The following is a 25,800-nucleotide window of genomic DNA, read 5'->3' as shown; positions in this document are numbered from 1 at the left end:
GTCCACGGCCTGGAGCTTCGGGGACCGGCCTGATCCCCAGCGAGCGTCCAGTGGGGACTGCTATCGTGACAGGCCGACCGCCGACTGCTCCGGGGCACCGATGGCCACGCCGCAACCGGGTCATGGCCGTCGAGCCCGTATCCCCGGGGACCGTGCCCGAGTACGCACCTGCACCAGGGGCTCGACTGCGACCGGTTGCAGCCGACTCCCTGGTGCAGGGCTGCCACACGATGAAGGGACCTCCGTTTGACCCGCGAGCCAGTGCACGACGCCGCCCGCCCACCGATCTATCCCGGAGAAGGAACCCTCGTCGCTGCCAGTTCCGTCCCTGGACCTCCGAGGCGGCCCAGGATGCTGCGCCTGGTGTCGCTGGTCGTCATCACGGCCGCGGCCGCCGTCGTCGCGTTCGGTGGTTTCTGGGCCGTGCGGTTGATCACCAATGTCGACTCCTTCGACCTCAGTGCAGGCGGCGAGCGCTCCGAGGGGGTCACGGACGACAGGACGGACCGCCTTCAGATCCTGGTCCTGGGCTCCGATACGAGGAGCGGGTCGAACGATGGTTACGGCGCGGAGGAGGACTCCGAGGGATACGGTCAATCGGACGTGATGATGCTCGTCGACATCTCCGAGGACAATGACACGATCAACATCCTGAGCTTCCCGCGGGACCTCCTGGTGGACATCCCGTCCTGCACCGACAAGCAGAGCGGGCAGGCCTTCGATGCCCGGCCCGGGGCCATGATCAACAGCGCCATGCGGGACGCGGGCCCGGGGTGCGCGGTCGACACCGTCAACGCAGTGACCGGACTCGAGGTGGATCACTTCATGCTCGCCGATTTCCACGCCGTGACAGAGCTCTCCAACGCTGTCGGGGGCGTCGACGTGTGCGTCACCGAGGCCGTCGATGAACCGAAGTCAGGCCTGAAGCTGCCGGCCGGCACCTCCAGCGTGCAGGGCGAGCAGGCCCTGGCCTTCCTCCGTGCGCGGGCAGCCTTCGGGGACGGCGGCGACCTCGGGCGGATCCAGGCCCAGCAGGCGTTCCTCGGTTCACTGGCGCGCAAGGTCACGGACGAAGGCACGCTGCGCAATCCTCAACGGATCCTTCGCATCGCCGACGCGTTGACGCGCAATCTCACGGTCGACAGTGGCCTCGCTTCCATCCCCGCGATGGTCACCATCGCCGACAGGCTCAAGGACATCGACCCCGCGGACGTCAACTTCATCGCCGTCCCGACCGTCCCCGCGGCGGACCCGAACCGCCTGCAACTGGACGGACAGACCGCCTCGGCGCTCTTCGCCGTCCTGCGGGAGAGCGCCGACCTCACCACCCCGGTTTCGGACGAGCGGGATGACCGCTTCCGCACGGGGGACGAGGACGGTAGCACCGGAGCACCCAAGGACACGAGTGCGAGTGATGTACCCGTGACTGTCGCCGACGGTACGGCGGACCCGGCGCTCGTCCCTGCAGCGGTCGAGGCGCTCCACGATGCCGGCTTCACGGGCGCCCAGGCGATGCCCGCTCCAGCCACCCCGGTGACCGGCATCTACTACAGCGAGGGTTTCGCCGATGCGGCCGCAGCCGTCGCCGCAGCACTGGGGGTACCCGTGACGACCGTCTCCTCGGACGACTCGATCCACGGAGTCCAGATCTACGTCGGAACCGACGCCGAGGACGGTCTCGACCAGCTGGCCGCGCCGGACGTGACCGGCACCGTCAACCAGACGGCGGACCAGGTGTCCTGCCAGGACACCAACCCGTTCGGATAGGTCTCATCCGGGAGGAAGCAGACAGCAGATCGGAGGCTGCATCCCCAGGGGATGCAACCTCCGATCATCGTCGGACCCGCAGCCCGACGTGTGCGTCGACGCCGCGGGCGAGCAGGTCGTCCTACCCGGCGTGCACGTGGGCGGGCTGTCCCCTACCGGTGGGCTCGGGCCCGGACGCGCTGCAGCAGAAGCAGGACGGCCGACGCAACGAGGACGACGAGTCCTATGTAGAGCAGGAACTTCAGGGTCTCGACGGCGATCCCGACGATCAGGAGAACGAGGGCGACAAGGGCCAGGGCAATCAACAGGGGTTTCATCTGTCCAGTATGTCCGTGATCGCCGGCTTCTCGTACATCCGGTCAGGCGCGAGGCAGCCACCAGGAGCAGGCCGGGGCGAAAGAGTGACGGACTCCACATCGTCGGGCTCGATGAGTGGGGCGGGCCGGGGCCGGGCTATGACCGGCCCTGGTAGACGTCGGGGGTGCCGTCGTCGTCGGCGTCGACCCGCTCCTCGGCTTCGAGGACGCGGTAGTGCCGGTTGCGCATGCGCAGGATCACGGAGGCCAGGAGGGCCGCGGTCAGGGATGCGGTGAGGATGCCGACCTTGGCGTGGTCGTTGGTGGTCCCACCGTCACCGAAGCTGAGATCCGCGATCAGCAGGGACACGGTGAAGCCGATGCCGGCCAGCAGGGCCACCCCGATGAGGTCGACCCATTTCAGGGAGGCGTCGAGGTTGACCCGGGTGAGGCGGGTCAGCAGCCACGTGGTCCCCACGATCCCGATGGGCTTGCCCAGCACGAGTCCGGCGATGATGCCCAGGGTGACGGGATCGGACAGAGCCGACAGGAAGCCGGTCCACCCGCCGATGGCGACGCCGGCGGAGAAGAACGCGAAGACCGGGACGGCGAAGCCTGCGGAGAGGGGGCGGAAGCGGTGCTCGAAGATCTCGGACAGTCCGGGACCCGCACCGGGTCCACCGCTCGCCTGGCTGCGGATGACGGGGACGGCGAAACCGAGCAGGACGCCCGCGACCGTCGCATGGATGCCGCCGGCGTGCACGAGCGCCCAGGTGGCGAAGCCGAGCGGGAGCAGGATGAACCAGGCGGCGGCGGGCTTGAGCCCGAAGAAGCGCCGGTACACCTGTGCGAGCACGGTGAACAGTGCCAGCGGGATCAGGGCCAGCAGCAGCGGAGTGAGATGCAGATCGTCGGAGTAGAACACCGCGATGATGGTGATGGCCAGGAGGTCGTCGACCACGGCGAGGGTGAGCAGGAAGATCCGCAGCGCGCTGGGCAGATGGGAACCGACGATGGCCAGCACGGCGACGGCGAACGCGATGTCCGTGGCCGTGGGTATCGCCCACCCCTGCAGGGTCTCGGGGCTGGTCAGGTTGATGACCGCGTAGATGATCGCCGGCACGGCGACGCCGCCGAAGGCAGCCGCCACGGGGACGATCGCCTTGGAGAACTTGCGCAGGTCCCCGGCGACGAACTCGCGCTTGAGTTCCAGACCGACGAGGAAGAAGAAGACGGCGAGCAGACCGTCCGCCGCCCATGCGCCGAGGCTCAGCTCCAGGTGCCACGGCGCGTAGCCGATGCGGAAGTCCCGCAGGGCGAAGTAGCTCTCAGCGGCGGGCGAGTTGGCCCAGATGATCGCCACGGCTGCGGCGATGACGAGCAGGATCCCGCCCACGGTCTCCTTGCGCAGGATCTCGCCGATGCGCAGGGCTTCCGGGTAGGTGCCGCGGCCGAGGATCCCGGCAGGCGCGGCGGGGCGGTCGGGTGCTTTATCGGTCATGGGGGAACTCCTAGGGGGAATCGGGGTCGACGACAGAACCTGCCGACCAGACTTCCCGGCTCACCTCTCCCTACTCTACCCACCTCGAGCCGCCCAGGAGGGACGGACCGATGTCGGACACCGCGCTGCGAGGAGTGGACGTGACACCCGAGGTGTGCCGCCTCAGTGACCGGCGCCGAGCTTCCCGCCGAGGCGTTCGCGCATCATCGTGGAGGCCTCGTTGAGGCCGACGATCTCCACGTCGGTGCCGTGGGTGCGGTACTTCTCTTGGACGCCGTCGAGGGCCGCGATGGTCGAGGCGTCCCACAGGTGGGAGCCGTGCATGTCGATGGTGACCCGGTGCGGGTCCGTGGCGTACTCGAACTGGGCATAGAGGTCGTTGGAGGACGCGAAGAAGAGCTCGCCGTTCACGGTGTAGGTCGCGTGCCGGTCTCCGTCCACGATGTCCTCGGTCCGCTCGACGGTCACGAGGTGGGCGACCCGGCGGGCGAAGGCGATCATCGCGACGAGCACGCCGACACCCACGCCGATCGCGAGGTTGTGTGTCCAGACGGTGACGATCACGGTGGCGAGCATCACGGTGGTCTCGCTCCTGGGCATGCGCTTGAGGGTGGAGGGCTTGATGCTGTGCCAGTCGAAGGTCGCGATGGAGACGAAGATCATCACCGCGACCAGGGCTGCCATGGGGATGAGGGCCACGACGTCGCCGAGGGCCACGACGAGGATGAGCAGGAAGATCCCGGCGAGGAACGTGGAGATCCGCGTGCGGGCGCCCGAGGCCTTGACGTTGATCATGGTCTGGCCGATCATCGCGCAGCCACCCATGCCGCCGAAGAATCCCGTGATGATGTTGGCGGCTCCCTGGCCCCAGGATTCACGGGTCTTGTTCGAGCGGGTATCGGTGATGTCGTCGACGAGCTTCGCGGTCATCAGGGACTCGAGCAGGCCCACGGCGGCGAGTGCCAGGGCGAACGGGGCGATGATCCGTAGGGTCTCGAGGTTGAGCGGGACGTTCGGGAAGAACAGGGACGGCAGGCTCTCGGGCAGCTCGCCCTTGTCGCCGACGGTGGGCACGAGGATGTCGGCCAGGACGGCGAACACGGTGAGGACGACGATCGCGACCAGGGGCGCGGGGACCGCCCTGGTCAGGCGCGGGAGCCCGAAGACGATGAGGAGTCCCACGGCGACCATCGGGTACACCAGTGAGGGAACCCCGATGAGCTCCGGTACCTGCGACATGAAGATCAGGATCGCCAGAGCGTTGACGAAGCCCACCATCACGGAGCGGGGGATGAACCGCATGAGCCTCGCTACCCCGGCCAGGCCGAGGATGACCTGGAAGATGCCCCCGAGGATGACCGCGGCGATGAAGTAGTCCACCCCGTGACTGGCGACCAGGGGCGCGATCACGAGAGCGACCGCGCCGGTCGCAGCGGAGATCATGGCCGGGCGGCCGCCCAGGAAGGCGATGGAGACTGCCATCGTGAACGAGGCGAACAGGCCCAGGCGCGGATCGACGCCCGCGATGATCGAGAACGCGATCGCCTCGGGAATCAGGGCGAGCGCGACGACGAGCCCGGCGAGGACCTCGGTCTTCAGCAGGCGGGGGTTGCGCAGCGTGCGGGCGACGGACTGGCGTTCGACGGGGGTGGGCGCCCGGAGGGTCGCGGGAGGTACGGCTGCAGACATGGCGGGGTTCCTTCGTGCAGTGGGGGTGCAGGAGACGACGGGGTGGGGGCCCATGGGGACGGACTCGCACGTACGCCGTTGTACCTCGGATCCGCGCAGGAGCGCGGCGATCGTACACTTCGGGATGCTTCGGGAGTCGGCTCAGTCTACGTCGTCACGCAGGGATCGCCGGGAACGGCAGATCGCCGGACATCGACGACACGGCGATACGCCGGGATCAGCGGTGTCCGTCCGGGTCAGAAGGATTCGACGATCGTCCGGGCGGTCCGGAGGGCCTGATCGTCGCCGCCGGCGATGCTCGACGCGCGGTCGACGATCTCCCGGGCCAGGGCGGTGACCTTGCGGTTGGTGTCCTGGCTGCGCTGGCTGATGAGGTGGAAGGCCTGGTCGGCGGTGACACCCGTCTGCCCGATGAGGATGCCCTTGGCCTGCTCGATCACACCGCGTCCCAGCACCGACGCCGCCACGGCCTCGTTGGCGAGCCGGTGGGAGTCCACACGGACGGAACTGGTCACATCGATCATGATCCCCCACACGCCGATCACGGCGTTTTCGTGCTGGATCTGGTCTCCGACGATCAGCACCTGACGCTGGGCTCCGCGCGCGTCGAGCAGGGTGAGGTAGGTGGACCGGGGGCCGCTGATCAGCTGGGCCTCCGCCCAGTAAGCGGCAGCCTGCTCGCGCAGCTCGGGCAGGAAGTGGCTCATGCCGAGTTCGAGGGTAGGAACCACTTCGCCCGGCTCGTAGCCGTGGATGGCGAACATCTCGTCGGACCAGTGGAAGACGTCGGTGTCGAAGTAGTACTGGAACGTGCCGGTGGGCGAGTGCTCGAAGAGCTCGACCGACGGGACGAACCGTCGGTCCGTGGGGGAATCTTCCTCGGGGGGTGTATGCATCTGCGGCGGCACCCATTCGTAGCGCGCTGGGACGGCGCTGGCTTCTTAACACCGTTCAGCTGGAAAGAATAGCAAGAAGGCCCCACAGATTCCGCTTGCGCCCGGTCGCCCGCCGCATGGGGTCCTACTCGTGGACCGGCTCGCCCGTCACGCGGTGGTCCGCGTGGTTCATGCCCTCGAGGACGAGCCGGGCCAGGTGCCCGTCGATGATGCTGTACACCACGTTGCGGGCCTCCTTCCGTGTGGACACCAGGCCCGAGAGCCGGAGCTTGGCCAGGTGCTGGCTGACGGCAGTGCGGTTCGCGCCCGTCGCCCCGACCAGGGTGCCGACGTCGGCCGGTCCGCGCGTGAGCAACCAGAGGAGATGGAGCCGGGTGGGATCGGCGAGCATGCGGAAGGTCGCCGCGCCCGCCTCGAGGCGGCGTGCGTCCGGCTCGCCCGGATGGACCAGGCTCGGCGCAGCGCCTGCTGACCGGGCCGCAGGCGCGACCGCTCCCTGCGGGGAAGTGCCACCCCGGTTCGTGTGCCGCTCGTCGATGTCCGCCACCTCCCCTCGTGTCCCTGCCGCCCGTCGTGCTCCTACGCTACCCGTCACCCCCGGGGCCTCCGCTGGCTCCCGGTGCCGCCGTCGGTGCCGCTGTCGGTGCCGCCGTCGTTGCCGCGGGCGCCGTGCTGTCCCGGGCAGGCCACACGGCGAGCGCGGTGAGGAAGCCTGCCAGTGCGACGACGCTCAGGACCAGGGCGGCTGCGGTTTGGCCGGCTGCGGCACCCACCCATCCCGCCACGGGGTAGGCGAGGAGGAAGCAGGCGTGGGAGAGGGAGAACTGGGCGGTGAAGAGGTAGCTGCGGGTGTCGTCGGAGGCGACCCGCCGCAGGAGGCGTGAGGACGGGGTACTGACCATGGAGGTCCCGATGCCGAGGAGGACCCAGAGGCCGAGGAGCAGTGTCCAGGAGTCGGCGGTCTCCGCGATGCGCGCTGCCCCGAACAGGCCCAGGGGCAGGATGCTGCCGCCGACGAGCATGAACGTACGGTCCGGGGTCCGCTCCAGGACCCGGGGCGCGACGACGGCGACGAGCATGGAACCCGCCCCGTAGCAGGCCAGGGCGAGCGCGACATCCGTGTTCGATCCCGGGAAGAGATCCCGGGCGAAGACCACCGTGTTGACCAGGACGAGTGCTGTGGCGCTCGCCACGACGAGGTCCAGCGCCATCAACCCGCGCAGCGACGGTTCCCGCAGGAAGACACGGGTGCCGAGGGTGGTGCGCTGCAGCAGGGACCCCTGGTGCTGCGAGGGGGGAATCACCGGCAGCCTCGTGGTGAGGACCATCGCCGCCGAGACGAGGAACCCCGCCATCGTCCCCACGAACAGGTTCTGGTAGGACATCACGCCCAGCAGGGATGCTGCCAGCAGCGGGCTGGCGAGGGATTCGAGGTCGTACGCGACCCGGGACAATGACAGTGCCTTCGTGTAGTCCCGCTCCTCCTTCAGGACCACGGGGATCAGCGCCTGGAACGCCGGCGTGAACGTCGCTGACGCCGACTGCAGGATGAACACCAGCACGTAGATCTGCCACACCTGGTCGATGAACGGCAGACTCAGGGCGATCGCTGCGCGTACCAGGTCCGCGCCCACGAGGACGCCCTTGCGCGGCAGCCGCTCGACCAGCGCAGCCATCAGTGGGGCCACGAACACGTAGGCGACCATCTTGATGGTCAGGGCGGTGCCCAGGACCGCGCCTGCCTGCCCGCCGGCCAGGTCGAAGGCCAGCAGGCCCAGGGCCACCGTCAGCAGACCGGTCCCGAGCAGGGCGACGACCTGCGCGGTGAAGAGGGAACGGTACGCCGGGTGGCGCAGGACAGAGAGCATGACGGGCCCGTCGGGTGCAGGAGCAGGTCGCACCAGCATACGTGCGTGATTACGCACGTATGAACCCGGATGCTGGGCCCGCCCCGCGAGGCTGTGCGGGCTAGGCGTTGGCCGCCAGCAGGGACTCCTCGAGCGCCACCCACGCGAGCATGGCGCACTTCACCCGGGCCGGGAACCGCGAGACGCCGGAGAACGCGGCTGCGTCCCCGAGCACCTCCTCGTCCGCCTCGATCCGGCCACGCGACCGCAGGACCTCGCGGAACGCATCGATGAGCGAGAGGACCTCGTCCCGCGGCAGCCCCTGCACCAGGTCTGTGAGCACGGACGCAGACGCCATGGAGATGGCGCAGCCGGCACCGTCCCAGGTCACGGACGTGACGTTGCCCTCGGCCACCCCCGCCCGCAGGGTGATCTCGTCACCGCAGACGGGGTTGAGCTGGTGGGACTCACCCGCCCTGCCCGCACCAAGGTACTCCTGCAGGGGCGAGCCGTGCCGGGCCTTCGCGTGGTCGAGGATGATCTGCTGGTACAGCTGTTCGAGGCCGGTGCTCATCTACTTCGCTCCGAAGAAAGGGCGGACCTGGGCGGCCGCGTCGAGGAACGCGTCCACCTCGTCCGTGGTGGTGTACAGGTAGGTGCTGGCGCGCGTGGTGGCGGTCAGGCCCAGGCGCCGATGGAGCGGCTGCGCGCAGTGGTGGCCCACACGCACGGCGATGCCGCGGTCGTCGAGGAACTGCCCCACGTCATGGGCGTGCACGCCGTCGACGTCGAACGCGGCGAGGCCGATCCGTGGCATGCCCGCGCGCGGCCCGAGGACGCGGATGCCGTCGATCGCTTCCAGGCCCTCGACGAGTCGTGCCCCGAGAGCCGTCTCCCACGCCTCGATGCGTCCCATGCCCGTCTCGGAGAGGTAGTTCGCCGCGGCGCCGAGGGCCACGGCCTGGGAGATGCGCTGCGTCCCCGCCTCGAAGCGGTTCGGGGACGGCAGGTACTCGGCGCGCTCCATGGTCACGGTGGTGATCATGGAGCCCCCGGTGAGGAAGGGCGGCATGGCGTTCAGCAGCTCCGCCCTCCCGTACAGGGCGCCGATCCCGGTGGGGCCGAGCATCTTGTGGCCGGAGAACACCAGGAAGTCGACGTCGAGGGCCTTCACGTCCACCGGGATGTGCGGTACGGACTGGCATGCGTCGAGCAGGGTGAGCGCGCCGACGGACCGCGCGAGCCGCACGAGCTCGTCCACCGGGTTGATGGTGCCGAGCACGTTGGAGGCATGCGAGAACGCCACGAGCCGGGTGGCCGGCGTGATCACGCCTGCCGCGTCCTCGAGCCGCAGGGCACCGTCGTCGTCCACGGGCAGGAAGCGCAGCTCGGCGCCGGTGCGGGCGGCGAGTTCCTGCCAGGGGATGAGGTTCGCGTGGTGTTCCATCTCGGTGACCACGATGTTCTCGCCGGGTCCGACGGCGAAGCGGCGCGCCGCCTCTCCCCCGCGGCCGGCGGCCGCGTTGGACATCGCGTAGGCCACGAGGTTGATGCCCTCGGTGGCGTTGGAGGTCCAGACGAGCTCGCTGGTGCGGGCGCCGATGAAGCGGGCGACGGCGGTGCGTGCGTCCTCGTAGGCGTCGGTGGCCTCGACGGCGAGCGTGTGCGCACCGCGGTGCACGGCGGCGTTGCGCTGCTCGTAGAACTCCTGCTCCGCCTCCATCACGCTCACGGGGTTCTGGGAGGTGGCGCCGGAGTCGAGGTAGATCAGCGGCTTGCCGTTGATCTCGGTGCCGAGGATCGGGAAGTCGTTGCGGATGCGGTGCACCTCGGCGTCGGTGAGCCCGGCGTCGGACGGGGTGAGCGTGACGGGCGTTTCGACGACGGGCACGGGTACTCCTCGGATGGGTCAGCAGGCCTCGCGAAAATTACGCAAGGATTCTCTGATCTAATCCTGCCACCGCGGGCGATTCACGGCATCCCAGCCCGTCCTAAGTACCCGCCGTTGATCCGTCATGTCTTCGCGGTCCTGACCACGCGTTCCAGCAGCGGCACGGGTCGCGGGACAGCAGGATGACCCGACCCGGTCGGGTGCGGCGAGGAGGCATTGCCGACGGCGGGTTCCTCCGGTGCACGCAGGTCGGCGAGGACGATGGCGGCAGCTGCCGCCGCGGCCACGGGTTCGGGGGCTTGCGGGTCGGCGGGCCGGTGCCGGTAGACCACCTTGGCGTGGAACAGGTAGCGGACCACGAAGGCGCAGGCGAGCGCTCCCGCCTGGGCCACCAGGCTGTTGAAAGCCAGGACCTCCACGAGCAGCATGAGCAGGGGCATCCGCAGCAGGGCCTCGATATTGTTGAATCCGACCGACGCGACGAACCGGTGCCGCAGCGTCCTGGCCGTGTGCCTCTCCTCGGCGAACACCAGCTTCTCCTGCATGAAGAAGTTCGAGAGAATGGTCAGCTCGGCTGCGACCAGGGACGCGGCTACGTAGTGGACGCCGAGGGCCAGGAGTATGCCCATGATGAGCAGGTTCAGGACCGTGCCGATGCCGCCCACCATGGCGAACAGGGCCGGCCGTCCCAGCCGTGACCCGCCGGTCCGCCGCACGAGGCGGACGACCAGTGCGATCGGACGGAGTGCGGCGTTGAACATGAGACCCCCTGAGTTGTGTGCGGCAAACAAGCTCCTGCCGGGAGCCTAGGATCGGCTGCACGAGGAGGAACGGGTAGCGGCTACTGCACATGGATCGCCTGTCCGTGCGGTTCTACTCAGGGATGGTCGGCTGGTACCCGGCTCCCGTGACGTCGGCGCGTGCGGGCGCGCCTGGGGGGCAGGGACACGATCCGGAGGACTACCGGGTCGTGTCAGGTGGAGGAGCCCTCGGCGAACAGGTGGAGGTCCTCGCGCCTGCTGATGCCGAACTTCATGAAGATGCGGTACAGGTGGCCTTCCACGGTGCGGACCGATGTCCCGGCGCGCTCGGCGATCTGCTTGTTGGTCTGCCCCTGCAGCACGAGGGTCACGATGGTGGCTTCCCGCGGTGTCAGCTGGACAGCCGAGGGGAGACGGACGGCACGCGTGGTGGCAGGCCCCTCGACCCCCGCACTCGCTGTGGCCAGTTTCTTCTGGGCGCGGCGCACGGCGGCAGAATCCCTTTGCTTCTCGTACACCTCCCGCGCGTGCACGAAGCATGCGGCCGCAAGTGGCCGGTAGCCGGCGGTCAGAGCCTCGTCACCGGCCTCGACCAGCTGTTCGGCATCAGCATCCGCAGCGGCCCGGGCGAACGCGTGCAGCAGCGTGTGCTCACGGCCGTCGAAGGATCCTGTGAGATCTGCGAGACGGCCGAGGACGGAGCGGTCGCCCAACACGAGGGCCTGGTCGAGTGCCGTTGCGGCAACGAGCAGCAGCCCGGCGCTCTCGGCCTCGTCCGCCAGGCTCACGAGTCCGGTGATGCTCTGGCGGTCGGTGTCGAGGACCGACTTCACGGATTCCGAATACACCTGGCCCAGCCGCCGCGCAAGCCGTGATCCTCCTGATGCCGCGGCGCCCTGTTCCACCAGCAGGGCCGCTTGCTGCCGGTCACCGTCGAGAAGCGCCGCGTAGGCGGCCAGCCCCTCGATCCATGGCAGCAGGTGGAGGTGTTCGGTGCCGTGCAGGATCTGCACGGCCGCATGGAGTCGGGATCTCGCCATCGGGAAGCGACCCTCCCGCAGCGCCTGCACGCCGTCGATCAGGTCGAGCCATCCGGCGAGGTACGAGGTACGGCGCATCTCCCGCCGGTGGTGCACCGTGACGACAGCTCGTGCTTGCTCCCACTCCCCCCCTGTGACCAGGGCCAGGAGTTCGAGACACACCGCTTGGCCCTGCCGCGCGAGTGCGTCGGGGTGCGTGTCCGTGAGTGCCTGCGCCTGCCGGACGAGGCGGGCGCCCTCGACGGGCCGGCCAGTCTCGATCGAGGACGCCGCGAGCGCCAGCAGCGCCGCGATCCGGACGGGAGCATCGGCTTCGTCAGCAGCCCGCTGGACCGCCACGGCGTCGAAGTCAGCGCCGTCGGTGGCCAGCGCGATCAGGCCGCGACCGACCGTGACGCCCAGAAGGTCCGACGGTGCCGCCCCGGCCTGCCGGAGCAGGCGCTCCCAGCGGTCGGCGTCCCCGTGGAGGACGGCGGCGGGCTCGCCCCGGCGCGTCCTCACCCTCAGCGCGAGGAGAGTGCCCTCCTGCAGGACGGCCGGCGATGCGGAAGCTTCAAAGGCCTCGTCGACGAGGTCGAGCGCCTCGTCGAGCAGGCCGTCGTCGGCATGCGCCCATGCCAGTTCGACGAGGCGGCGCCCGTCGAGTTCCGGCGAGCGCATGGCGCGGAGCGCTCGTACGGCGAGGGTGCTGTTACCGGATCGGTTGGCGCTGGTGGCGGCGGCCAGGAGGATCTCGTCATCGATCGCCTCCCCTGCGTCGAGGGCCAGCGACGCCCGGCGGAGGACCTCCCCGACGTCGCGAGGTGGGGCTGTAGCGGCGTGGAGGGCGCTGCGCTGCAGCAGGACCCGGCGCGCGGTGGGGATGGTGGTGCGCAGCGCCTCACCGTGCATCGGGTGCCCGGGTACCAGTGTGCCGTCTTCCTGCACCTTGGCCCAGGAGCCGCCCAGCAGGCGCTGCAGCACGCCGTAGTCGATGAGCTCCCGTGCTTCGTCTCCGGGAACAGGCCCGGCAACGGCCAGGAGCTCCATCGCCTCGCGCTGGTCATCGTCCAGCACCTGGAGGTCGGCGTGCACGAGGTCGGAGAGTTGTTTGCTCAAGGGCGGCAGGTGCCGGGTGATCTGCCACACGCCGGCGTCCTTGGTGATGAACTCCCGGGTCAGTCCGTCCCTCACGAAGAGACGCACGAGGAGAGGGTTGCCGAGCGTCAGGTGCTTCACGGCGTGCACGAGGGCTGCTGCCACGGGTCCGTCGAGGAGCGCGATGCACAACTCCTCGATATCGACGAGGGTCAGCGGCTCGACGGGCACGCTCACCACGATGCCGTCGGCGACCAGTTCGTGCAGGCCCTGGGGCAGTCCGGGTGTCTGCCGGGCGAGGAACAGCGCCCGCGCCCTACGCATGCCGAGCAGCTGCGCGATCAACGTCATGGAGTTCACATCGAGGTCGTGGGCGTCGTCGATCACGAGCAGCGGCAGGCTGCTGCCGGGCCGCGAGATCCTATCGAGCGCCTGCACCACGCGCCGTAGGACGATGACGAACTCCTCCATGTCCTCGGCCGGCAGACCGGTGAGCCACGATGACAGGGCCCCGTAAGGTACGCCGCGAAGCGCGGTGCTGCCGCGGATGTGCAACACCTGGGCTCCCGGAACGATGCCCGCGACGGCAGCGGCCGCGAGGGTGGTCTTGCCGATCCCGGCCTCGCCCAGGAGCAGGATGCCGGAGATCGAGGGATCACCGAGCGCTCCGGCCACGCGCGCGAGCTGATTTTTCCGCCCCGCGAGCAGGTCGCGGGCCATCGTGTCCCCGGTCATCAGGTGAACACCGTTGCGAGCTGCTTACGGCTGGAGATGCCGAGCTTTGCCATGGCCTTCAGGATGTGGCCCTCCACCGTGCGCACGGAGAGGTGGTGGATGGCAGCCACCTCCTTGTTCGAGGCGCCGTGCGCCGCCATGCGGGCGAAGGCACGCTCCCGGTCGGTCAGGATACGGCGGGCGCTCGCATTCTTCCTGGGCACATGAGTTCGCCGGAAGATCTGCTCAGCCCGGATGAAATGCAGGGGCTCGTCATCGGTTTCGTGGAGGCGCATGGACATCAGGGCCGCAGAGCCCGCCAGGTCCAGATGCCCGATCTCGAACGCCACCTCCGCGGTCTGCAGCAGTATGCGTGGATCCCGTGCCGCGACCCCCTGTGCCAGTAGCTCACACGCCTCGGCGAGCGGCGTGTCCATGCGACGGGCGAGGTCCAGCAGCAGCGGGGCCTGGGACTGCTGGCCGAGGCGGACAGCGTGCATTCGCAGGCTCAGTTCCACCCCGTGGTTGCCGGCCGCCCGCTGCCCGTTGGCGAGGACCGCGAAGCGGCGGGCAGCAACCTCGCTGTCGGCGAGCAAAGAATCTGACAGAGTGGAGAGCAGGCAGATGGCCGAGCGGTAAGCCCACGGCAAGCCCTCCGCCGTGGCAGTGTCCGGGGACCCTGCCGGGGCTGTGACGCCCGCGTCGGTGGACGCATCCTCCCGGCGCAGCAGGGCAGCGGCGTAGGTCCTGGCAGCCTCGGCGAGGGGCAGCAGACTGCTCCGGTTGTCGACGCGCAACTGCTCGACGGCAGGCACGATGACCGCGACCGCGGCCTCTGCCTGTCCGAACGCAGCAAGCGCCGCCCCTGTGAGGGCGTCGGGGACCGCGGGATCCTGCCATCGACCGGCGACCAGCGCGGAAGCACCCGTGAGGAGCAGCGCGTCCTCGAGGTACCCCTCGTGGACGAGTGCCGCGAAGCCGTTCTCCTGCAGCATGCGCGTCGCGGTACCCGTGGGCACCGGCAGCTCGGTCCCGCGGAGCCGAGCGAGCGACCTCTTGGCCCCTGGGCCTGTCCCCGTGAGGCTCCTGGCCAGGACGATCCGCGCGGCCCGTTCGACAGCCAGCGGGTCGTCGCGGCCCTCGTCGAGCAACGGCTCCTCGTCCGTCGCCTTCGCGAGTGCCAGGACGTCGCCGTGGCGTCCCTCGTGCACCGCCGCCTCGATAGCGAGCGAGCGGGCCTCGGTGGCTGCATCTGAAGGGTCCGTCGACGGCCCACCCTCCAGGGCGTGCTTCAGCACGGCGCGTCCTTCGCTGAAGCGCCGCTCTCTCAGGCATACGCGAACCCGTTCAAGGGTTGCGGCGTCCACGTCGGTCAGGTGCGCGGCGGCTCGGAGGGCAAGGACCGGATCGCCGGCATCGTTGGCGGTGCATGCCGCGGCGCGGAGGTAGGTTCCCGGTACCGGTACCCCTGCGTCGAGGATCCAGCGCAGCAGACTCATGCGCGACGGCGCCGGGAGGAGGCCCCCGACGTCGAGCGCGTTGAGCTGCTCGAGGAAGACCGGCAGCGGGTTGGCGGCAAGTGCGGAACGTACGCGGTCGCCGAGTACGGTGTTCACCACCCCGACGGCATGCGGCGGGTAGGGGTCGAGCGCGCAGATCCCCGCCTGCTCGAGCTCGTCCACCACTGCCGCACCCCAGAGGGGCAGGAGCGCGTCCAGTGGCACGGGACCGGCGACGGCGACGACGTGCAGTGTTGCTTCGGCGCCCTCGGACAAAGCCGGCAACGCGCCGAGTGCAGCGGAAGTGTCACCCCTCGCCTGCAGATGCGAACCATCCTCCGTGGCATGCCATATCCATGCCTCGGGCGCGCGGGTGAGGATGCCCGAGGCTACGCTGGCGCGCACGGCAGCCTGGAGGTAGCGAGCGTTGCCGTGGCTCGCGCGCCATAGCTCGACGGCGACCGTGGCAGTGAGCGGGCCCTCCAGCAACTGCTCGAGGAGCGCACGCGTCCCCCCGAAGCTCAGCGGTGCCACGTCCACGCGGACCAGCCGGCCTCTGCGCCAGAGGTCGAAGAAGCGCGCACCAGCCGCGCTAGGTCCGTCGCAGGCCACGAGCAGGCGTGCCGCCCCCACTTCGGCGAGGTAGGACAGCACCCGGGCAGACGGTTCGTCGAGGTGCTGCACATTGTCCACCACGAGGATCACAGGGCGGTTGCGGGCACGTAATAGCAATGCGGTCTGCAGGGACTGCAGCATCGGAAGGGACTCGAGGCTGCCGGCGGGATCGGCGTCCATCAGGAGAACAGTGAGGGCGCCGTATGGCGTGGCGGTCATGGCGGCCGATCCACGGATGAGGACCACGTGGGAGCTGTCCTCGAGCTGCGCTGCCGCCGCGCGAGCGATCGCCGTCTTGCCCACACCGGGTGAGCCGACGATCAGCGTACCGGCCCTGCCAGGCGTCGCGAGGCCCGTCAGGACGGCCGCGACCTCCTCGGAGCGCTGGAGCAGCGGCCAGGTGCCCGCGTAGTCGTCGCTCACGGACCCCCCTTGTCCCTCTGCTGAGCCAGAACCTGTCCCTGTGCAGCGTGCTGGCGGGATCAAGCATTTCGGCCTTCTCGACGAGTCGTCGATCAGTACGGTAATAAGGCCGAATACTACTCGATGAGTACCTGCTTTCGCCTCTCGGGCTACTTCCTTCGACAGACAGCCTTCGCGCTCTCGTACTTTCCCGCTGTTCACCACACAAGGGAAGTGGGCTACATGGAGCCGACAGAGGCGCTCGCACCATGTGGTGAAGGTTCTGCCGCGCGTCTCACGCGGGGGCGTGGAACTTCTGTTGTGCGGTCAGGAGGCTGTCGCGGATGAGGAGTTCGATGGCGTCGGCGGCGTCGTCGATCAGGAAGGGCAGGTCTTTCTTCTCGACCGTCGAGAAGTCCTTGAGGACGAAGTCCGCGGGGTCCTGACGTCCGGGCGGACGCCCGACCCCGACGCGGACCCGGTGGTAGTCCTTCGTGCCCAGGGCCCGGCTGATGTCCCGGAGCCCGTTGTGTCCGCCCTCTCCCCCGCCGAGTTTGAGCTTGAGGGTGTTGAAGGGGATGTCGATCTCGTCGTGCACCGCGATCACATGATTCGGTGCGACGTCATGGAAGCGTGCGAGCGCGGAAACCGGGCCACCGGTGAGGTTCATATAGGTCAGCGGTTTGACCAGGACCAGACGGGGGCCTCCGATGCCCAGGCGACCCTCGAGCGTGACGGCCTGAGCCTTGGAGGAGGTGAAACGGCCGCCCATCCGGCCGGCCAGCAGATCCAGGACCATCTGGCCCACGTTGTGGCGGTTGCCGGCGTAGCCGGGCCCGGGATTCCCGAGCCCGGCTACGAGCCAGGTGTCAGTGGACACCGTGCGGGTCCTGCTTACTGCTCGTCGGCGTCGGTGATGACGGCGTCCGCGTCGGCGTCGGCCGCGGTGGCGCCTTCGGAGGTGCCCTCGACGTCGGCGTCGGTCTCGGGGGTCTCGCCGAGGTCCTGCTCTTCCTCGGCGGCGAGGTTCACGATCAGGGTGTCGGCCTCGACGAGGAGGGTCACGCCCTGGGGCAGGACGATGTCGGAAGCGTGGACGTGCTGTCCGACCTCGCGGCCCTCGATGCTGACAGTGAGGGTTTCGGGCAGGTGCGTTGCCTCGGCCTCGACCAGGACCGTGTTGGATTCGAGGTTGGGAACGGCGTCGGCGGCGGGCTCGCCCTCGACGTGGATCGCGACGTCGACCTGGACCTTCTCGCCGCGGCGAACCGTGAGGAGGTCGAGGTGCTCCACGATGCGCTTGAGCTGGTTGCGCTGGATGTCCTTGACCAGGGCCAGGTGGTCCTGGCCGTCGATCTCGAGTGTCAGCAGGGCGTTGGGGGTACGCACGGCCAGGGTGGTCGCCTTGGCGGGCAGCAGCACGTGGATGGGGTCCGCGCCGTGCCCGTACACCACGGCGGGGATCATGTTGGCGCGGCGGGCCTGGCGGGCCGAGCCCTTGCCGAACTCGGTGCGGACGTGGGCGGGGAGCCTCTGCTCGGACATGGTTTTCTCCTGAACGATGACAACGATGACGGCTCGCCGCGTTTCGCGTGAGCACTGGGACAAAAGCCGGGCGGAGAGAACACGCGCATCGGGCAGTCGTCTAGAAACCAGAAAAAGTCACTAGCCACCGTCGATCACGGAGTACGACCGGACTCATCCGGCCCGCTCCCTCGCCTAGGCATCGCCCCCAATCCTACAGGACCGCCGACAGGGACGAACGCACAGCACTTTGCGTTAAGCTGTCGACCGACACGGCCCACCTGTCCGAATCCCTCAGGAGGCGCGCATGCGTACTGCTCGCGACCCGGCACGTCCCCGATCGTCGGGCTTCCGGGCCCGATCGTCGACGTCGCACTCATGAGGACCTACCGTGTCGTCGGAGCCCTGCTCGTGGTCGTCGCGGCGGGTATCGTGGTCAACGCCGCAGCGTCGAACGAGGCCGAGAGCGACGGATGCACTGCCACCGGCAGTTATGCCTCGAATACCGTGCAACTGGACCCATCCAGGGCGCAGGACTCTGCAGCGATTCAGGACGCACTCGATGCCGCCGCCCGTCAGGGCGGCGGGATCGTGCAGCTGCCTGCGGGACGGTTCGATGTCCACCGCCCACTGCGGCTCGGGCACAACGTGGAGCTCAGGGGCACCGGACCGTCGACCGTCCTGAAGGCGTCGAGCCGTTTCCTCGACACCAAGGGACCGCTCGGCGGGCACCCCCTCATCACCACCGAGGGAGCGCGTGACGTCACCATCGCGGATCTGACCGCGGACCACAGCGGATACCTTTTCGAGGAACCCATCGACGGGCGGCTCAAGGAGTACCTCATCGATGTCCGGCACTCCGTGAACGCCGTGGTGGAGGGCGTCTCGACGAGGAATCCCTTCACCTACTCGATAGCGGTGGTCGGCAGTCAGGACTTCTGTGTCCGCGGCAACTCGACGGTCGCCGACTCGTCGGGCAGATACAACCAGCTGGACGGCGTCCACATCACGGACTCCCACTCAGGGGATGTGATCGGCAACATCATCGACCAGCGCCGGGGCGCCGACGGCGACGACGGACTGGTGGCCCAGACCATCGGCGCCGACGTCTACGATGTCGTCTACCGTGGCAACGATGTCCGAGGGGGATCGCACGGCGCCGGTATGCAGCTCGCGGTGTCCGGACATGAGATCCGCGACATCACCATCGTGAACAACCGCTTCTGGGGGTCCCCCTCGGGTATCCGCACCGGGTACTACGACGGCGGGACGCAGTCGGTCCACAACATCTCGGTGCTCGGCAACACGTTCCTCGACAACGACGGTGATTCCGTCGCTTTCCACGGCGATTTGGAGAACATCCGGATCGAGGGCAACTCGATCTGCAACAGCGGACCGGTGAGGGTCGGGGAGGGCGCCGGGAACTTGCTCGAGAGTAATCAGGAACGCTGTTGACGCCGCCGTGCCGTGTGCCGGCCCGAACGCGGGGTCAGGGATCGCTGCCATACGCGCAGCTTCTCCAGGGGATTGTTCTTCCGTAGCTGGGCCAGGACCACCAGCCCGGTGAGCAGGACGAGCAGCAGCCACATGAGGGGCAGCCCGGCGGCCAGTTTGAGCACCAACGCAAAGCCTCCGGCGATGGCCAACCCCCTGATCGCCATGGGGCCGGAAGCCGGCGGGAGGATCGGCGCTGCGAACATCGTCAGGGCCCCGGCTGCCGTGAGGGCACCCACCGCGCACCCGATCGCGATACCCTCGACACCTCCCAACGCCCAGCCCGCGAACAAGCCGCCGAGGATCAGCACCGACGCCACCGCCAGCCCCAGTTGGCACCGCCGGTAGGCGCGCAGTGCGAGCAGGACCGTTGCCAGGACCGTCACTGCGGCGTAGCCGAGCCCTGACAGTGCGAGCCAGGGCAGGAGGCCCAACGACGAGTGGTACCGCTCTGGCAGGACGAGCGCCACCAGGTCGTGCGGAGCCGTAGCGATGACGGCGCAGGCCACGAGCGCGAGCCGCCCGAAGGACCGCAACGCATCGGTGAGGATGAGGACGCTGTCGACCCCCGGGCGGCGCAGCAACGGGAACACCACGATGACGGTGCCGGCTGCGACGTACACGGGGGCCTTCGCGATGGACGCCAGGGCCTGCAGGCCGGCGGCAGCGGTGGAGCCGCCGTCGAGGAATGCCACGAGGACGACGTCGATCCCGACGAGCACCGACACGACGCACAGCGTCGACGCTATGTCCGACGTCTCGGCCCAGCGCCATCTCTGACGCATCACCCGCGGGCGCCACGTGACGTCCCGGAGGAAGGACCGCGGCGTGACCAGCAGGGCCAGCCCGCCCATGGCGAACCCGAGGACAGCACCGGGGGCGCCCCAGGCGAACACCACGACGAGGATCGAGAACACCAACCGGATGAGGACCTCACCCACCGACTTGACGGTGTACCGGACGAAACGCAACTCCCCCTGGATCCACCCGGACGGCGCCGCCCCGATGAACAGCACCAGGGTGGAGAGGGCGACGAAGGCTGCCGTCGATCCGGAACCGAGACCTGCAGCGACCGCCCCCGTGACCAGGGCGGCCACGAGACCGACGCCCACCGACACCGTCACCGCGAACGCGATGGCGTCACGTCGCTGCTCCGAGCCCGGCGGATGCGCGGTCACTGCCTGCGACAGAGGCAGGGGGACCAGGGCCGACGTGACAATGCCGACCATCCCCAGCATCATCTGGGCAGCGGCGAACCGGCTGAAGTCGGCGGGTGCCAGGGCATACGCCATGATCAGCGTGATCACGTAGCTCAGCACACCGACGAGTCCTGCACCTGCGGACAGCAGTACGCCGTAGTGCGCCACGCGGGGGCTTCCGCCCGCGTGCTCCGTGGCACCTGCGGGAAGCGTCAACCCTGCCTGTAGTTCGGGGATCGGACCGATCGTCAAGAGGTTCCCTCCAGAGGCGTTCACGCACGACCTACGCCAGACTACGGAGGCACCGACGGACTGACACCAGTACCGTCTACTCGCTTCCCCGCCCCGCTACTACTTGGTGGGGTGATACCGGAGCCGGTGCGCGCCGAGCCCTATACTGAGCGCGCTGGAGGTCTCAAGCGCAGCACCGGACTCCCTGATCACCGCACTCAGAGGACGATAGGCATGGACTTCTTCGCATCCGACGCTTTCCTGACGGCGCTTGCCCGGGACTACCACGGGGCAAGCACTTACGCGTTCAGGACGTACGCCATCAAAGGGCAGCAGGTGCGGCTGGTCGAGATCGACGGGGGCAGGCCCATCACCGATGGCCCGTTCTACGACTACGTCAAACCCTTCCCGACCGGGGGGCCCTCGCAGGGCACCGTCTCCTACCTGCCCAGGCTCGTGACCTCGGTGATCGCCCTGCAGGACCGCGATCCCGAGTCCTCTCTTCCCCTGTTCGCGCAGGAGCCGGCACCGCTGATCCTCTGGGAACGCTTCAGCACCTGGGAGGACTACCTCGCCCTCCTCGGCGGGAGGAGCAAGAACAATTCCACGGCCCGCCGCAGGAAACTCCGGAGGATGACCGAAGCGTTCGGCGACCCGGTGTTCACCTTCGATGACCGGGACCCCGCGGCACTGGATTCGTGCATCGGGTGGAAGATCGGCCAGTACGAGGGCGGCCACGAGACACTCGAGGACCCCCGGGCCCTGCTGATGCTCAAGGCCATGCACCGGGACGGCCATCTCATCGTCTCCACCCTGCGACTGGAGGGCCGGTGCGTGGCCGTGGACACCGGGTTCGTGTGGCAGGGAGACTTCCTCGATGTCGTCTCGGCCTACGATCCCGCGTTTGCGGTCAACGGGGTCGGTACTGAGCTGCGGATGCGCCTGCTGGAGCACAGCTACCGGCTGGGGCACCGCAGTTTCGATCTGCTGCTGGGCACCGAGTCCTACAAGTGGTACTACGCCACCCACCTGCAGCTCGTGGAGAGCTACGGAACACCTCCGTTGGCGCGGCGCGTTCGTGACACGGCGCAGCGCGCCGTCAAGCAACGCCTGATGGCCCTGTCCCCCCAGCTCTTCTATCGGGCGAAACGACTCGTGCTTGGTGCGCGCCGCCGCTGGGCGCAACTCCGGAACCGTCGGCAGCAGGACACGACCAGCTAGCCCCGGTGCCGCGACGCAGGATGCACCGCCCTTCGTCCTCTCGGCCCGTGAAGACTGCTGAGGTATGACTCCGCGGCCGTCCGAGTACCCGGGTGGTCAAATGAGGTATCCCCTACCCGTGCCTCCTCCCGTGGCCGCTACTACCTTCGGTGGTGCGGATGCCTGCCCTTAGGACAGGGTCCGCTCCTGAAGGAGCTGCGACTTGAGGAGATCCGTGGAGACAGGAACGCGTCTTGTCCGCGAGGCCCAATCCCATCCCGTCGAGACGCGGCCACCCATTGGTGACCGGCGGTCGACGGCCCACCCGGTCTTCACCGCGGCTCCCCGCCGTCCCGTGGATCTGGAAGTGATCATCCCCGCCTACAACGAGGCCGAGCGCATCCCGACCACGTTGCGGGCAACCGCGGACTTCCTCGCGTCCCAGCCGTGGTCCTCGAGGATCGTCGTGGTGGACAACGGGAGCGTCGACGAGACCAGTGCCGTGGTGGCGAGAATCGCCCGTGCGTCGGATGCCGTGGATATACGGCTGATGGGCTGCGCCCAGCCCGGCAAGGGGGCCGCGGTCCGCCGCGGCCTGCTGAGCAGCCGCGCGCACTTCGCCGGGTTCCTCGATGCCGACCTCGCCACACCGATCTCCACGCTCACTGATGCGATGACGTACCTCGAGGCAGGCGCATCCGCGGTCATCGCCTCGCGCCACGTCCCGGGATCGACCTTCGTGCAACCGCAACACCTGGGGCGGAGGGTAGGTGGCACCGCGTTCCGCCTGATGACGCGCCGGATGGTGCAGGGTATCGCCGACACACAGTGCGGTTTCAAGTTCTTCGAAACGGGTGCAGCGAAGCGCGCGCTCGTGGAATGCCGGACGATGGGGTTCGCCTTCGACGTGGAACTCCTGCAGAGGATCCAGCACGCCGGGGGGCGGATCCTCGAACTTCCTGTCGCTTGGACGGACGGGCCGGCGTCCACCTTCCGGCCTATCCGGGACGGCATCGCGAGCTTCGGCGCTGTCCTGCATATGCAGCGGGTGTCATGATGGGCTCCTACCCCACGCCGATAGAACGCCTCGCCGGCAAGCACCTCCTGGTCCTCAACTGGAGAGACGTCCAGCACCCGCAGGCCGGCGGTGCGGAACAGTACATGCACCAGATCGCGGTCCGCTGGGCTCGTGCAGGTGCGCTCATCACCTGGGTGACCGGTCGCGGACCGGGGCAGACCGCCCACGAAATCATCGACGGCATCAACGTTATTCGTTCCGGCGGTGATCTGAGTCTCTACCCGACTGCCGCGCTGTGGCTGCTGCGGAGCGGCCAGAGCTTCGACGGCGTGATCGACTGCCAGAACGGCATCCCGTTCTTCTCCCCCCTGTTCCTGCGGCGCGCGATGCCGATCGTGCAGGTGATTCATCACGTGCATCAGGACCAGTTCGCCACGCGCTTCTCCAGCCCGCTCGCCACGGTGGGACGCTTCCTCGAGAAGGACGCCGCCCGCCTGGTCTACGGAAAGCGCTCGATCGCCGCCGTGTCCCCGTCCACCCGCATGGAACTGCGCCGGCGGCTGGGTTACACGAGTCCCATCTTCGTGGTGCCCAACGGAACCACGCAGCCGCCGGAGGAGGTCGGCCCACGCGATCCGGACCCCACCATCACGGTCGTCAGTCGGCTCGTCCCCCACAAGCGGATCGATCTCCTGCTGGGTCAGATCGCCGTTGCTGCCGAGGCGATTCCACGCCTTCGAGTGAACATCGTCGGCGACGGGCCGGAACGCGCGCGGCTGCAGAAGATCGCCGCCGACCTCGGGCTGCTGTCGGCCGTCACCTTCCATGGATACCAGCCGAACGAGGTGCGGGACGCCCTCCTGAGCCGCGCGTGGATCACGGCGTCGACATCCGCAGCCGAGGGCTGGGGCTGTTCCGTCATCGAGGCGAACGCGTGGGGCGTGCCGTGCGTCGCGCTGAGGGTTCCGGGTATTCGCGATTCCGTGGTGGACGGTGAGACGGGGTGGCTCGTCGACGACGCGAAGGACTTCGGCACAGCGATGGTCAAGGCGATCGATGCCGTGAGCGACCTCACGACGGCGAGGACGATCACCAATGCCTGCCGTGCGTGGGCCGCACGTTTCACCTGGGATCGCAGCGCGGCTCTCCTGGCAGGTGTTCTCGTGGAGGAGAGCGGGTTCACCGGCGACTTCCGGGTGCAGCGCCGCCGCGCGCGCTCGGACATGGCGGCGCATGCCCGCTTCCGGAGCCCGGCGCGGTTCGACCCCTACCAGGCTCTGCGTGCCACGGACGAGGTGGTCGAGGACGGCGACGAGATCTGCGCCCTGCTGCACGGCTGCGACGAGACCGACGCCCGCAGTGTGCTGCACCGGCTCGGCATCTTCGACGCCGAGGTCACGCTCGCGAACCGCAGCGGTGTTCTCGCCGGTCCTGCACTCCCGCCCAGTTCCGGCCCGGCAGAGACGCCCGGTGTCGACACCAACGCTCCTGGCCCCGCGCAACAGCCCGACCCGGGGTCCTTCCCGACGTCCGACCTCGGCACGCCGTGAGCACCTCGCTCCTGCGGGCCGAAGACATCGGCGATGAGGCACCTCCGGGCCGTCACTTCATGCCTGGCGGGCCGCGGCTGACGCCAGCGGCGCTGGTCGGCTCCGTCGTGGTCGTGCTCGCCGCCTTCGCGGCCCGCGCCGTCGGCCTGGTCCGGGGGTTCGAACTCTGGCTGGACGAGATGCTCTACGCAAGCCTGGGGCATTCGGTCAGCCTGGGGTCCGTCCCGACCCTGCCTGATGGGCCGTTCTTCCTGCACCCGCCGGGGTATTTCCTGGCCGAGGCCGCCGTCATCAACCTGTTCGGTATCGAGGGCAACAGCATGGACCTCGTGCTGCAGCTGCGATGGCTGAACGCGGTGATCGGTGCGTTATCCATCGGACTGGCCTTCCTTCTCGTCTGGCGCGTCGGGAATCCCGTCGCGGCCTGGGCCACTGCCGGAGTGCTGGCCGTCGAACCGTTCGTGCTCCGCAACAACAGCCGTGTCTTCCTCGAGACACTCGGGATGGCCGCTGCGCTGGCGGGCCTGCTGATCATCGTCGCGGTGATGATCAGGCCCCGGAGCCGGTACCGCGTCGCGAAACAACTCGCTGCCGGCCTGCTGCTGGGCTACGCCGTACTGACCAAGGACGTCTACGTCCTCGCGACGGTCGCCCCTGTGCTGGCCGCCGCGCTGTGGCGGCGCACCCTCCCGCTACGGGATGCCCTGCGGATCCTGACCGCCACCGCCGTGCCCTACACGGTCTACCTCATCTTCTTGGCCGTGAACGGGCTTCTCGATGCATGGGTGTGGGCGAAGACCAACGGCATCCGTCGCATGATCGGGATCGAGCAGACCACGGGCTTCAACGAGGAGGGATCACCGAGCCTCATCGGCCGGCTCCTCGATCAGCTCGGGCAGTTCGGGACCTCGTACCTGCTGCTGGCCATCGGGCCGGTCACCGGCGTGATCCTGTGCTTCAGCAAGGTCGCGAGCAGGCGGCTGATCGGTCTCACCGCCCTCGTGCTGGGCATGTTCGGGGTCTACAGTGCAGCCTTCGGCACGCTCGAGGAGCAGTACGGCTACCCTGTTCTGTTCGTCGGCGCCCTGAGCGCCGGGGTCTGTGCCGTGGAGCTCGTCGAACGACGCGCACGCTGGCGCACACCGGTGATTCTCTTCGCCGTCGCTTTCGTGGCCCTTGCGGGCGCACTCGGCATCCGCGCCCTGGTCACCGTCGACAACGGCTTCGTGCAGGTCCGCACCTGGATGCAGGAGAATCTGCCCGCCGACGCGTTGATCAGCGTGTCGAACAGCACCGGTGAGGTCGCCTTCGACGACGATCCACGTGTCGGCGTATGGCCTTCCGCCCCGCTCATGCAGGAGGCGGGTGCCAACTACATCATCACCCAGGATCTCCCCACCTCTCTCGGGTACGGCTATGCGCGTCCCGAGATGCTCGAGTGGCTCAAGGCCAACGCTGACCCGGTCTTCTCCGCTGCAGGGCCCACCAACGGCATGACGGTCGTGTGGTGGGTCGACGACGCCGTCCTGGCCCAGGGTGCGGCGGACGACATCGGCTCCCCCGCCGCGACCTTCGAGACCGAGAGGTAG

General features: G+C 68.7%; 20 protein-coding genes. 6 read left to right on the top strand and 14 right to left on the bottom strand.

The annotated features are described in order from the left end of the window. The first annotated feature begins 351 nt into the window (after positions 1-351). On the top strand, positions 352-1,767 hold the full coding sequence (locus CI785_RS07430; protein WP_105031437.1) for an LCP family protein: 1,416 nt from the start codon (positions 352-354) through the stop codon (positions 1,765-1,767). Positions 1,768-1,919: 152 nt separating this feature from the next. On the opposite strand, the gene CI785_RS17065 is transcribed toward CI785_RS07430, so the two are convergent. The 13 genes from CI785_RS17065 to CI785_RS07370 form a co-directional block, all read right to left on the bottom strand. Then, the gene (locus CI785_RS17065; RefSeq protein ID WP_157940204.1) at positions 1,920-2,084 is read right to left on the bottom strand and encodes a hypothetical protein; all 165 of its coding nucleotides are present in this window, start codon (positions 2,082-2,084) and stop codon (positions 1,920-1,922) included. Between the two features lie 136 nt (positions 2,085-2,220). Further along, entirely contained in the window at positions 2,221-3,564 is a 1,344-nt protein-coding gene (nhaA, locus tag CI785_RS07425) for a Na+/H+ antiporter NhaA (protein ID WP_105031436.1), read from the bottom strand. A 162-nt stretch (positions 3,565-3,726) separates the two neighbouring features. Next, the gene (locus CI785_RS07420; protein WP_105031435.1) at positions 3,727-5,253 is read right to left on the bottom strand and encodes a SulP family inorganic anion transporter; all 1,527 of its coding nucleotides are present in this window, start codon (positions 5,251-5,253) and stop codon (positions 3,727-3,729) included. Positions 5,254-5,489: 236 nt separating this feature from the next. Continuing rightward, a complete protein-coding gene (locus tag CI785_RS07415) occupies positions 5,490-6,149 on the bottom strand; it encodes an ANTAR domain-containing protein (protein WP_105031434.1) in 660 nt (219 codons plus the stop codon). A 124-nt stretch (positions 6,150-6,273) separates the two neighbouring features. Beyond that, positions 6,274-6,600: an ArsR/SmtB family transcription factor gene (locus CI785_RS07410; RefSeq protein ID WP_240615089.1), complete on the bottom strand. Its 327-nt coding sequence runs from the start codon at positions 6,598-6,600 to the stop codon at positions 6,274-6,276. A gap of 133 nt (positions 6,601-6,733) precedes the next feature. Beyond that, entirely contained in the window at positions 6,734-8,017 is a 1,284-nt protein-coding gene (locus CI785_RS07405) for an MFS transporter (protein WP_105031653.1), read from the bottom strand. 100 nt (positions 8,018-8,117) lie between these two features. Beyond that, positions 8,118-8,570 (bottom strand): Fe-S cluster assembly sulfur transfer protein SufU, encoded by a 453-nt coding sequence (gene sufU, locus CI785_RS07400; RefSeq protein ID WP_105031433.1) that lies wholly within the window; start codon positions 8,568-8,570, stop codon positions 8,118-8,120. Next, on the bottom strand, positions 8,571-9,887 hold the full coding sequence (locus CI785_RS07395) for a cysteine desulfurase (protein ID WP_105031432.1): 1,317 nt from the start codon (positions 9,885-9,887) through the stop codon (positions 8,571-8,573). A gap of 122 nt (positions 9,888-10,009) precedes the next feature. Then, positions 10,010-10,648: a GtrA family protein gene (locus tag CI785_RS07390; RefSeq protein ID WP_105031431.1), complete on the bottom strand. Its 639-nt coding sequence runs from the start codon at positions 10,646-10,648 to the stop codon at positions 10,010-10,012. Positions 10,649-10,860: 212 nt separating this feature from the next. Then, positions 10,861-13,500: a helix-turn-helix transcriptional regulator gene (locus CI785_RS07385; RefSeq protein WP_105031430.1), complete on the bottom strand. Its 2,640-nt coding sequence runs from the start codon at positions 13,498-13,500 to the stop codon at positions 10,861-10,863. Beyond that, positions 13,500-16,016 (bottom strand): helix-turn-helix transcriptional regulator, encoded by a 2,517-nt coding sequence (locus tag CI785_RS07380; RefSeq protein WP_170068223.1) that lies wholly within the window; start codon positions 16,014-16,016, stop codon positions 13,500-13,502. The genes CI785_RS07385 and CI785_RS07380 overlap by 1 nt, the downstream gene beginning before the upstream one ends. A 274-nt stretch (positions 16,017-16,290) precedes the next feature. Further along, on the bottom strand, positions 16,291-16,875 hold the full coding sequence (gene pth / locus CI785_RS07375) for an aminoacyl-tRNA hydrolase (RefSeq protein ID WP_105031428.1): 585 nt from the start codon (positions 16,873-16,875) through the stop codon (positions 16,291-16,293). Between the two features lie 14 nt (positions 16,876-16,889). After that, the gene (locus tag CI785_RS07370) at positions 16,890-17,540 is read right to left on the bottom strand and encodes a 50S ribosomal protein L25/general stress protein Ctc (RefSeq protein ID WP_105031427.1); all 651 of its coding nucleotides are present in this window, start codon (positions 17,538-17,540) and stop codon (positions 16,890-16,892) included. Positions 17,541-17,897: 357 nt separating this feature from the next. Here CI785_RS07370 and CI785_RS07365 point away from each other — a divergent pair, with 357 nt between their 5' ends. Then, positions 17,898-18,974, top strand: coding sequence for a glycosyl hydrolase family 28-related protein (locus CI785_RS07365; protein ID WP_105031426.1), 1,077 nt, complete (start codon positions 17,898-17,900; stop codon positions 18,972-18,974). Here CI785_RS07365 and CI785_RS07360 read toward each other — a convergent pair. Then, positions 18,959-20,464: a lipopolysaccharide biosynthesis protein gene (locus CI785_RS07360; RefSeq protein ID WP_157940203.1), complete on the bottom strand. Its 1,506-nt coding sequence runs from the start codon at positions 20,462-20,464 to the stop codon at positions 18,959-18,961. The genes CI785_RS07365 and CI785_RS07360 overlap by 16 nt on opposite strands. A 213-nt stretch (positions 20,465-20,677) precedes the next feature. Between CI785_RS07360 and CI785_RS07355 the strand changes: the two genes are divergently transcribed. From CI785_RS07355 to CI785_RS07340, 4 genes are all read left to right on the top strand, one after another. Continuing rightward, on the top strand, positions 20,678-21,664 hold the full coding sequence (locus tag CI785_RS07355; protein ID WP_105031424.1) for a GNAT family N-acetyltransferase: 987 nt from the start codon (positions 20,678-20,680) through the stop codon (positions 21,662-21,664). Positions 21,665-21,878: 214 nt separating this feature from the next. Then, positions 21,879-22,700 carry a glycosyltransferase gene (locus CI785_RS07350; RefSeq protein ID WP_240615063.1) on the top strand — a complete coding sequence of 274 codons (822 nt, stop codon included), beginning with the start codon at positions 21,879-21,881 and terminating at the stop codon, positions 22,698-22,700. Beyond that, positions 22,697-24,211, top strand: coding sequence for a glycosyltransferase family 4 protein (locus tag CI785_RS07345; protein ID WP_105031423.1), 1,515 nt, complete (start codon positions 22,697-22,699; stop codon positions 24,209-24,211). Before CI785_RS07350 ends, CI785_RS07345 begins: the two co-directional genes overlap by 4 nt. Next, positions 24,208-25,800, top strand: a complete 1,593-nt coding sequence (locus CI785_RS07340) for an ArnT family glycosyltransferase (protein WP_105031422.1) — start codon at positions 24,208-24,210, stop codon at positions 25,798-25,800. The genes CI785_RS07345 and CI785_RS07340 overlap by 4 nt, the downstream gene beginning before the upstream one ends.

This window comes from Arthrobacter ruber (genome assembly GCF_002954225.1).
GTDB lineage: Bacteria > Actinomycetota > Actinomycetes > Actinomycetales > Micrococcaceae > Arthrobacter_D > Arthrobacter_D ruber.
Note: the sequence above shows the minus strand (reverse complement) of the source record. Positions and strands in the feature narration are given on the sequence as shown.

Coding starts and splice junctions, on each gene's coding strand:
- CI785_RS07430 (WP_105031437.1), top strand. CDS start 352: ATGCTGCGCCTGGTGTCGCTGGTCGTCATCACGGCCGCGGCCGCCGTC.
- CI785_RS17065 (WP_157940204.1), bottom strand. CDS start 2,084: ATGAAACCCCTGTTGATTGCCCTGGCCCTTGTCGCCCTCGTTCTCCTG.
- nhaA (WP_105031436.1), bottom strand. CDS start 3,564: ATGACCGATAAAGCACCCGACCGCCCCGCCGCGCCTGCCGGGATCCTC.
- CI785_RS07420 (WP_105031435.1), bottom strand. CDS start 5,253: ATGTCTGCAGCCGTACCTCCCGCGACCCTCCGGGCGCCCACCCCCGTC.
- CI785_RS07415 (WP_105031434.1), bottom strand. CDS start 6,149: ATGCATACACCCCCCGAGGAAGATTCCCCCACGGACCGACGGTTCGTC.
- CI785_RS07405 (WP_105031653.1), bottom strand. CDS start 8,017: ATGCTCTCTGTCCTGCGCCACCCGGCGTACCGTTCCCTCTTCACCGCG.
- sufU (WP_105031433.1), bottom strand. CDS start 8,570: ATGAGCACCGGCCTCGAACAGCTGTACCAGCAGATCATCCTCGACCAC.
- CI785_RS07390 (WP_105031431.1), bottom strand. CDS start 10,648: ATGTTCAACGCCGCACTCCGTCCGATCGCACTGGTCGTCCGCCTCGTG.
- CI785_RS07385 (WP_105031430.1), bottom strand. CDS start 13,500: ATGACCGGGGACACGATGGCCCGCGACCTGCTCGCGGGGCGGAAAAAT.
- CI785_RS07370 (WP_105031427.1), bottom strand. CDS start 17,540: ATGTCCGAGCAGAGGCTCCCCGCCCACGTCCGCACCGAGTTCGGCAAG.
- CI785_RS07365 (WP_105031426.1), top strand. CDS start 17,898: ATGAGGACCTACCGTGTCGTCGGAGCCCTGCTCGTGGTCGTCGCGGCG.
- CI785_RS07355 (WP_105031424.1), top strand. CDS start 20,678: ATGGACTTCTTCGCATCCGACGCTTTCCTGACGGCGCTTGCCCGGGAC.
- CI785_RS07345 (WP_105031423.1), top strand. CDS start 22,697: ATGATGGGCTCCTACCCCACGCCGATAGAACGCCTCGCCGGCAAGCAC.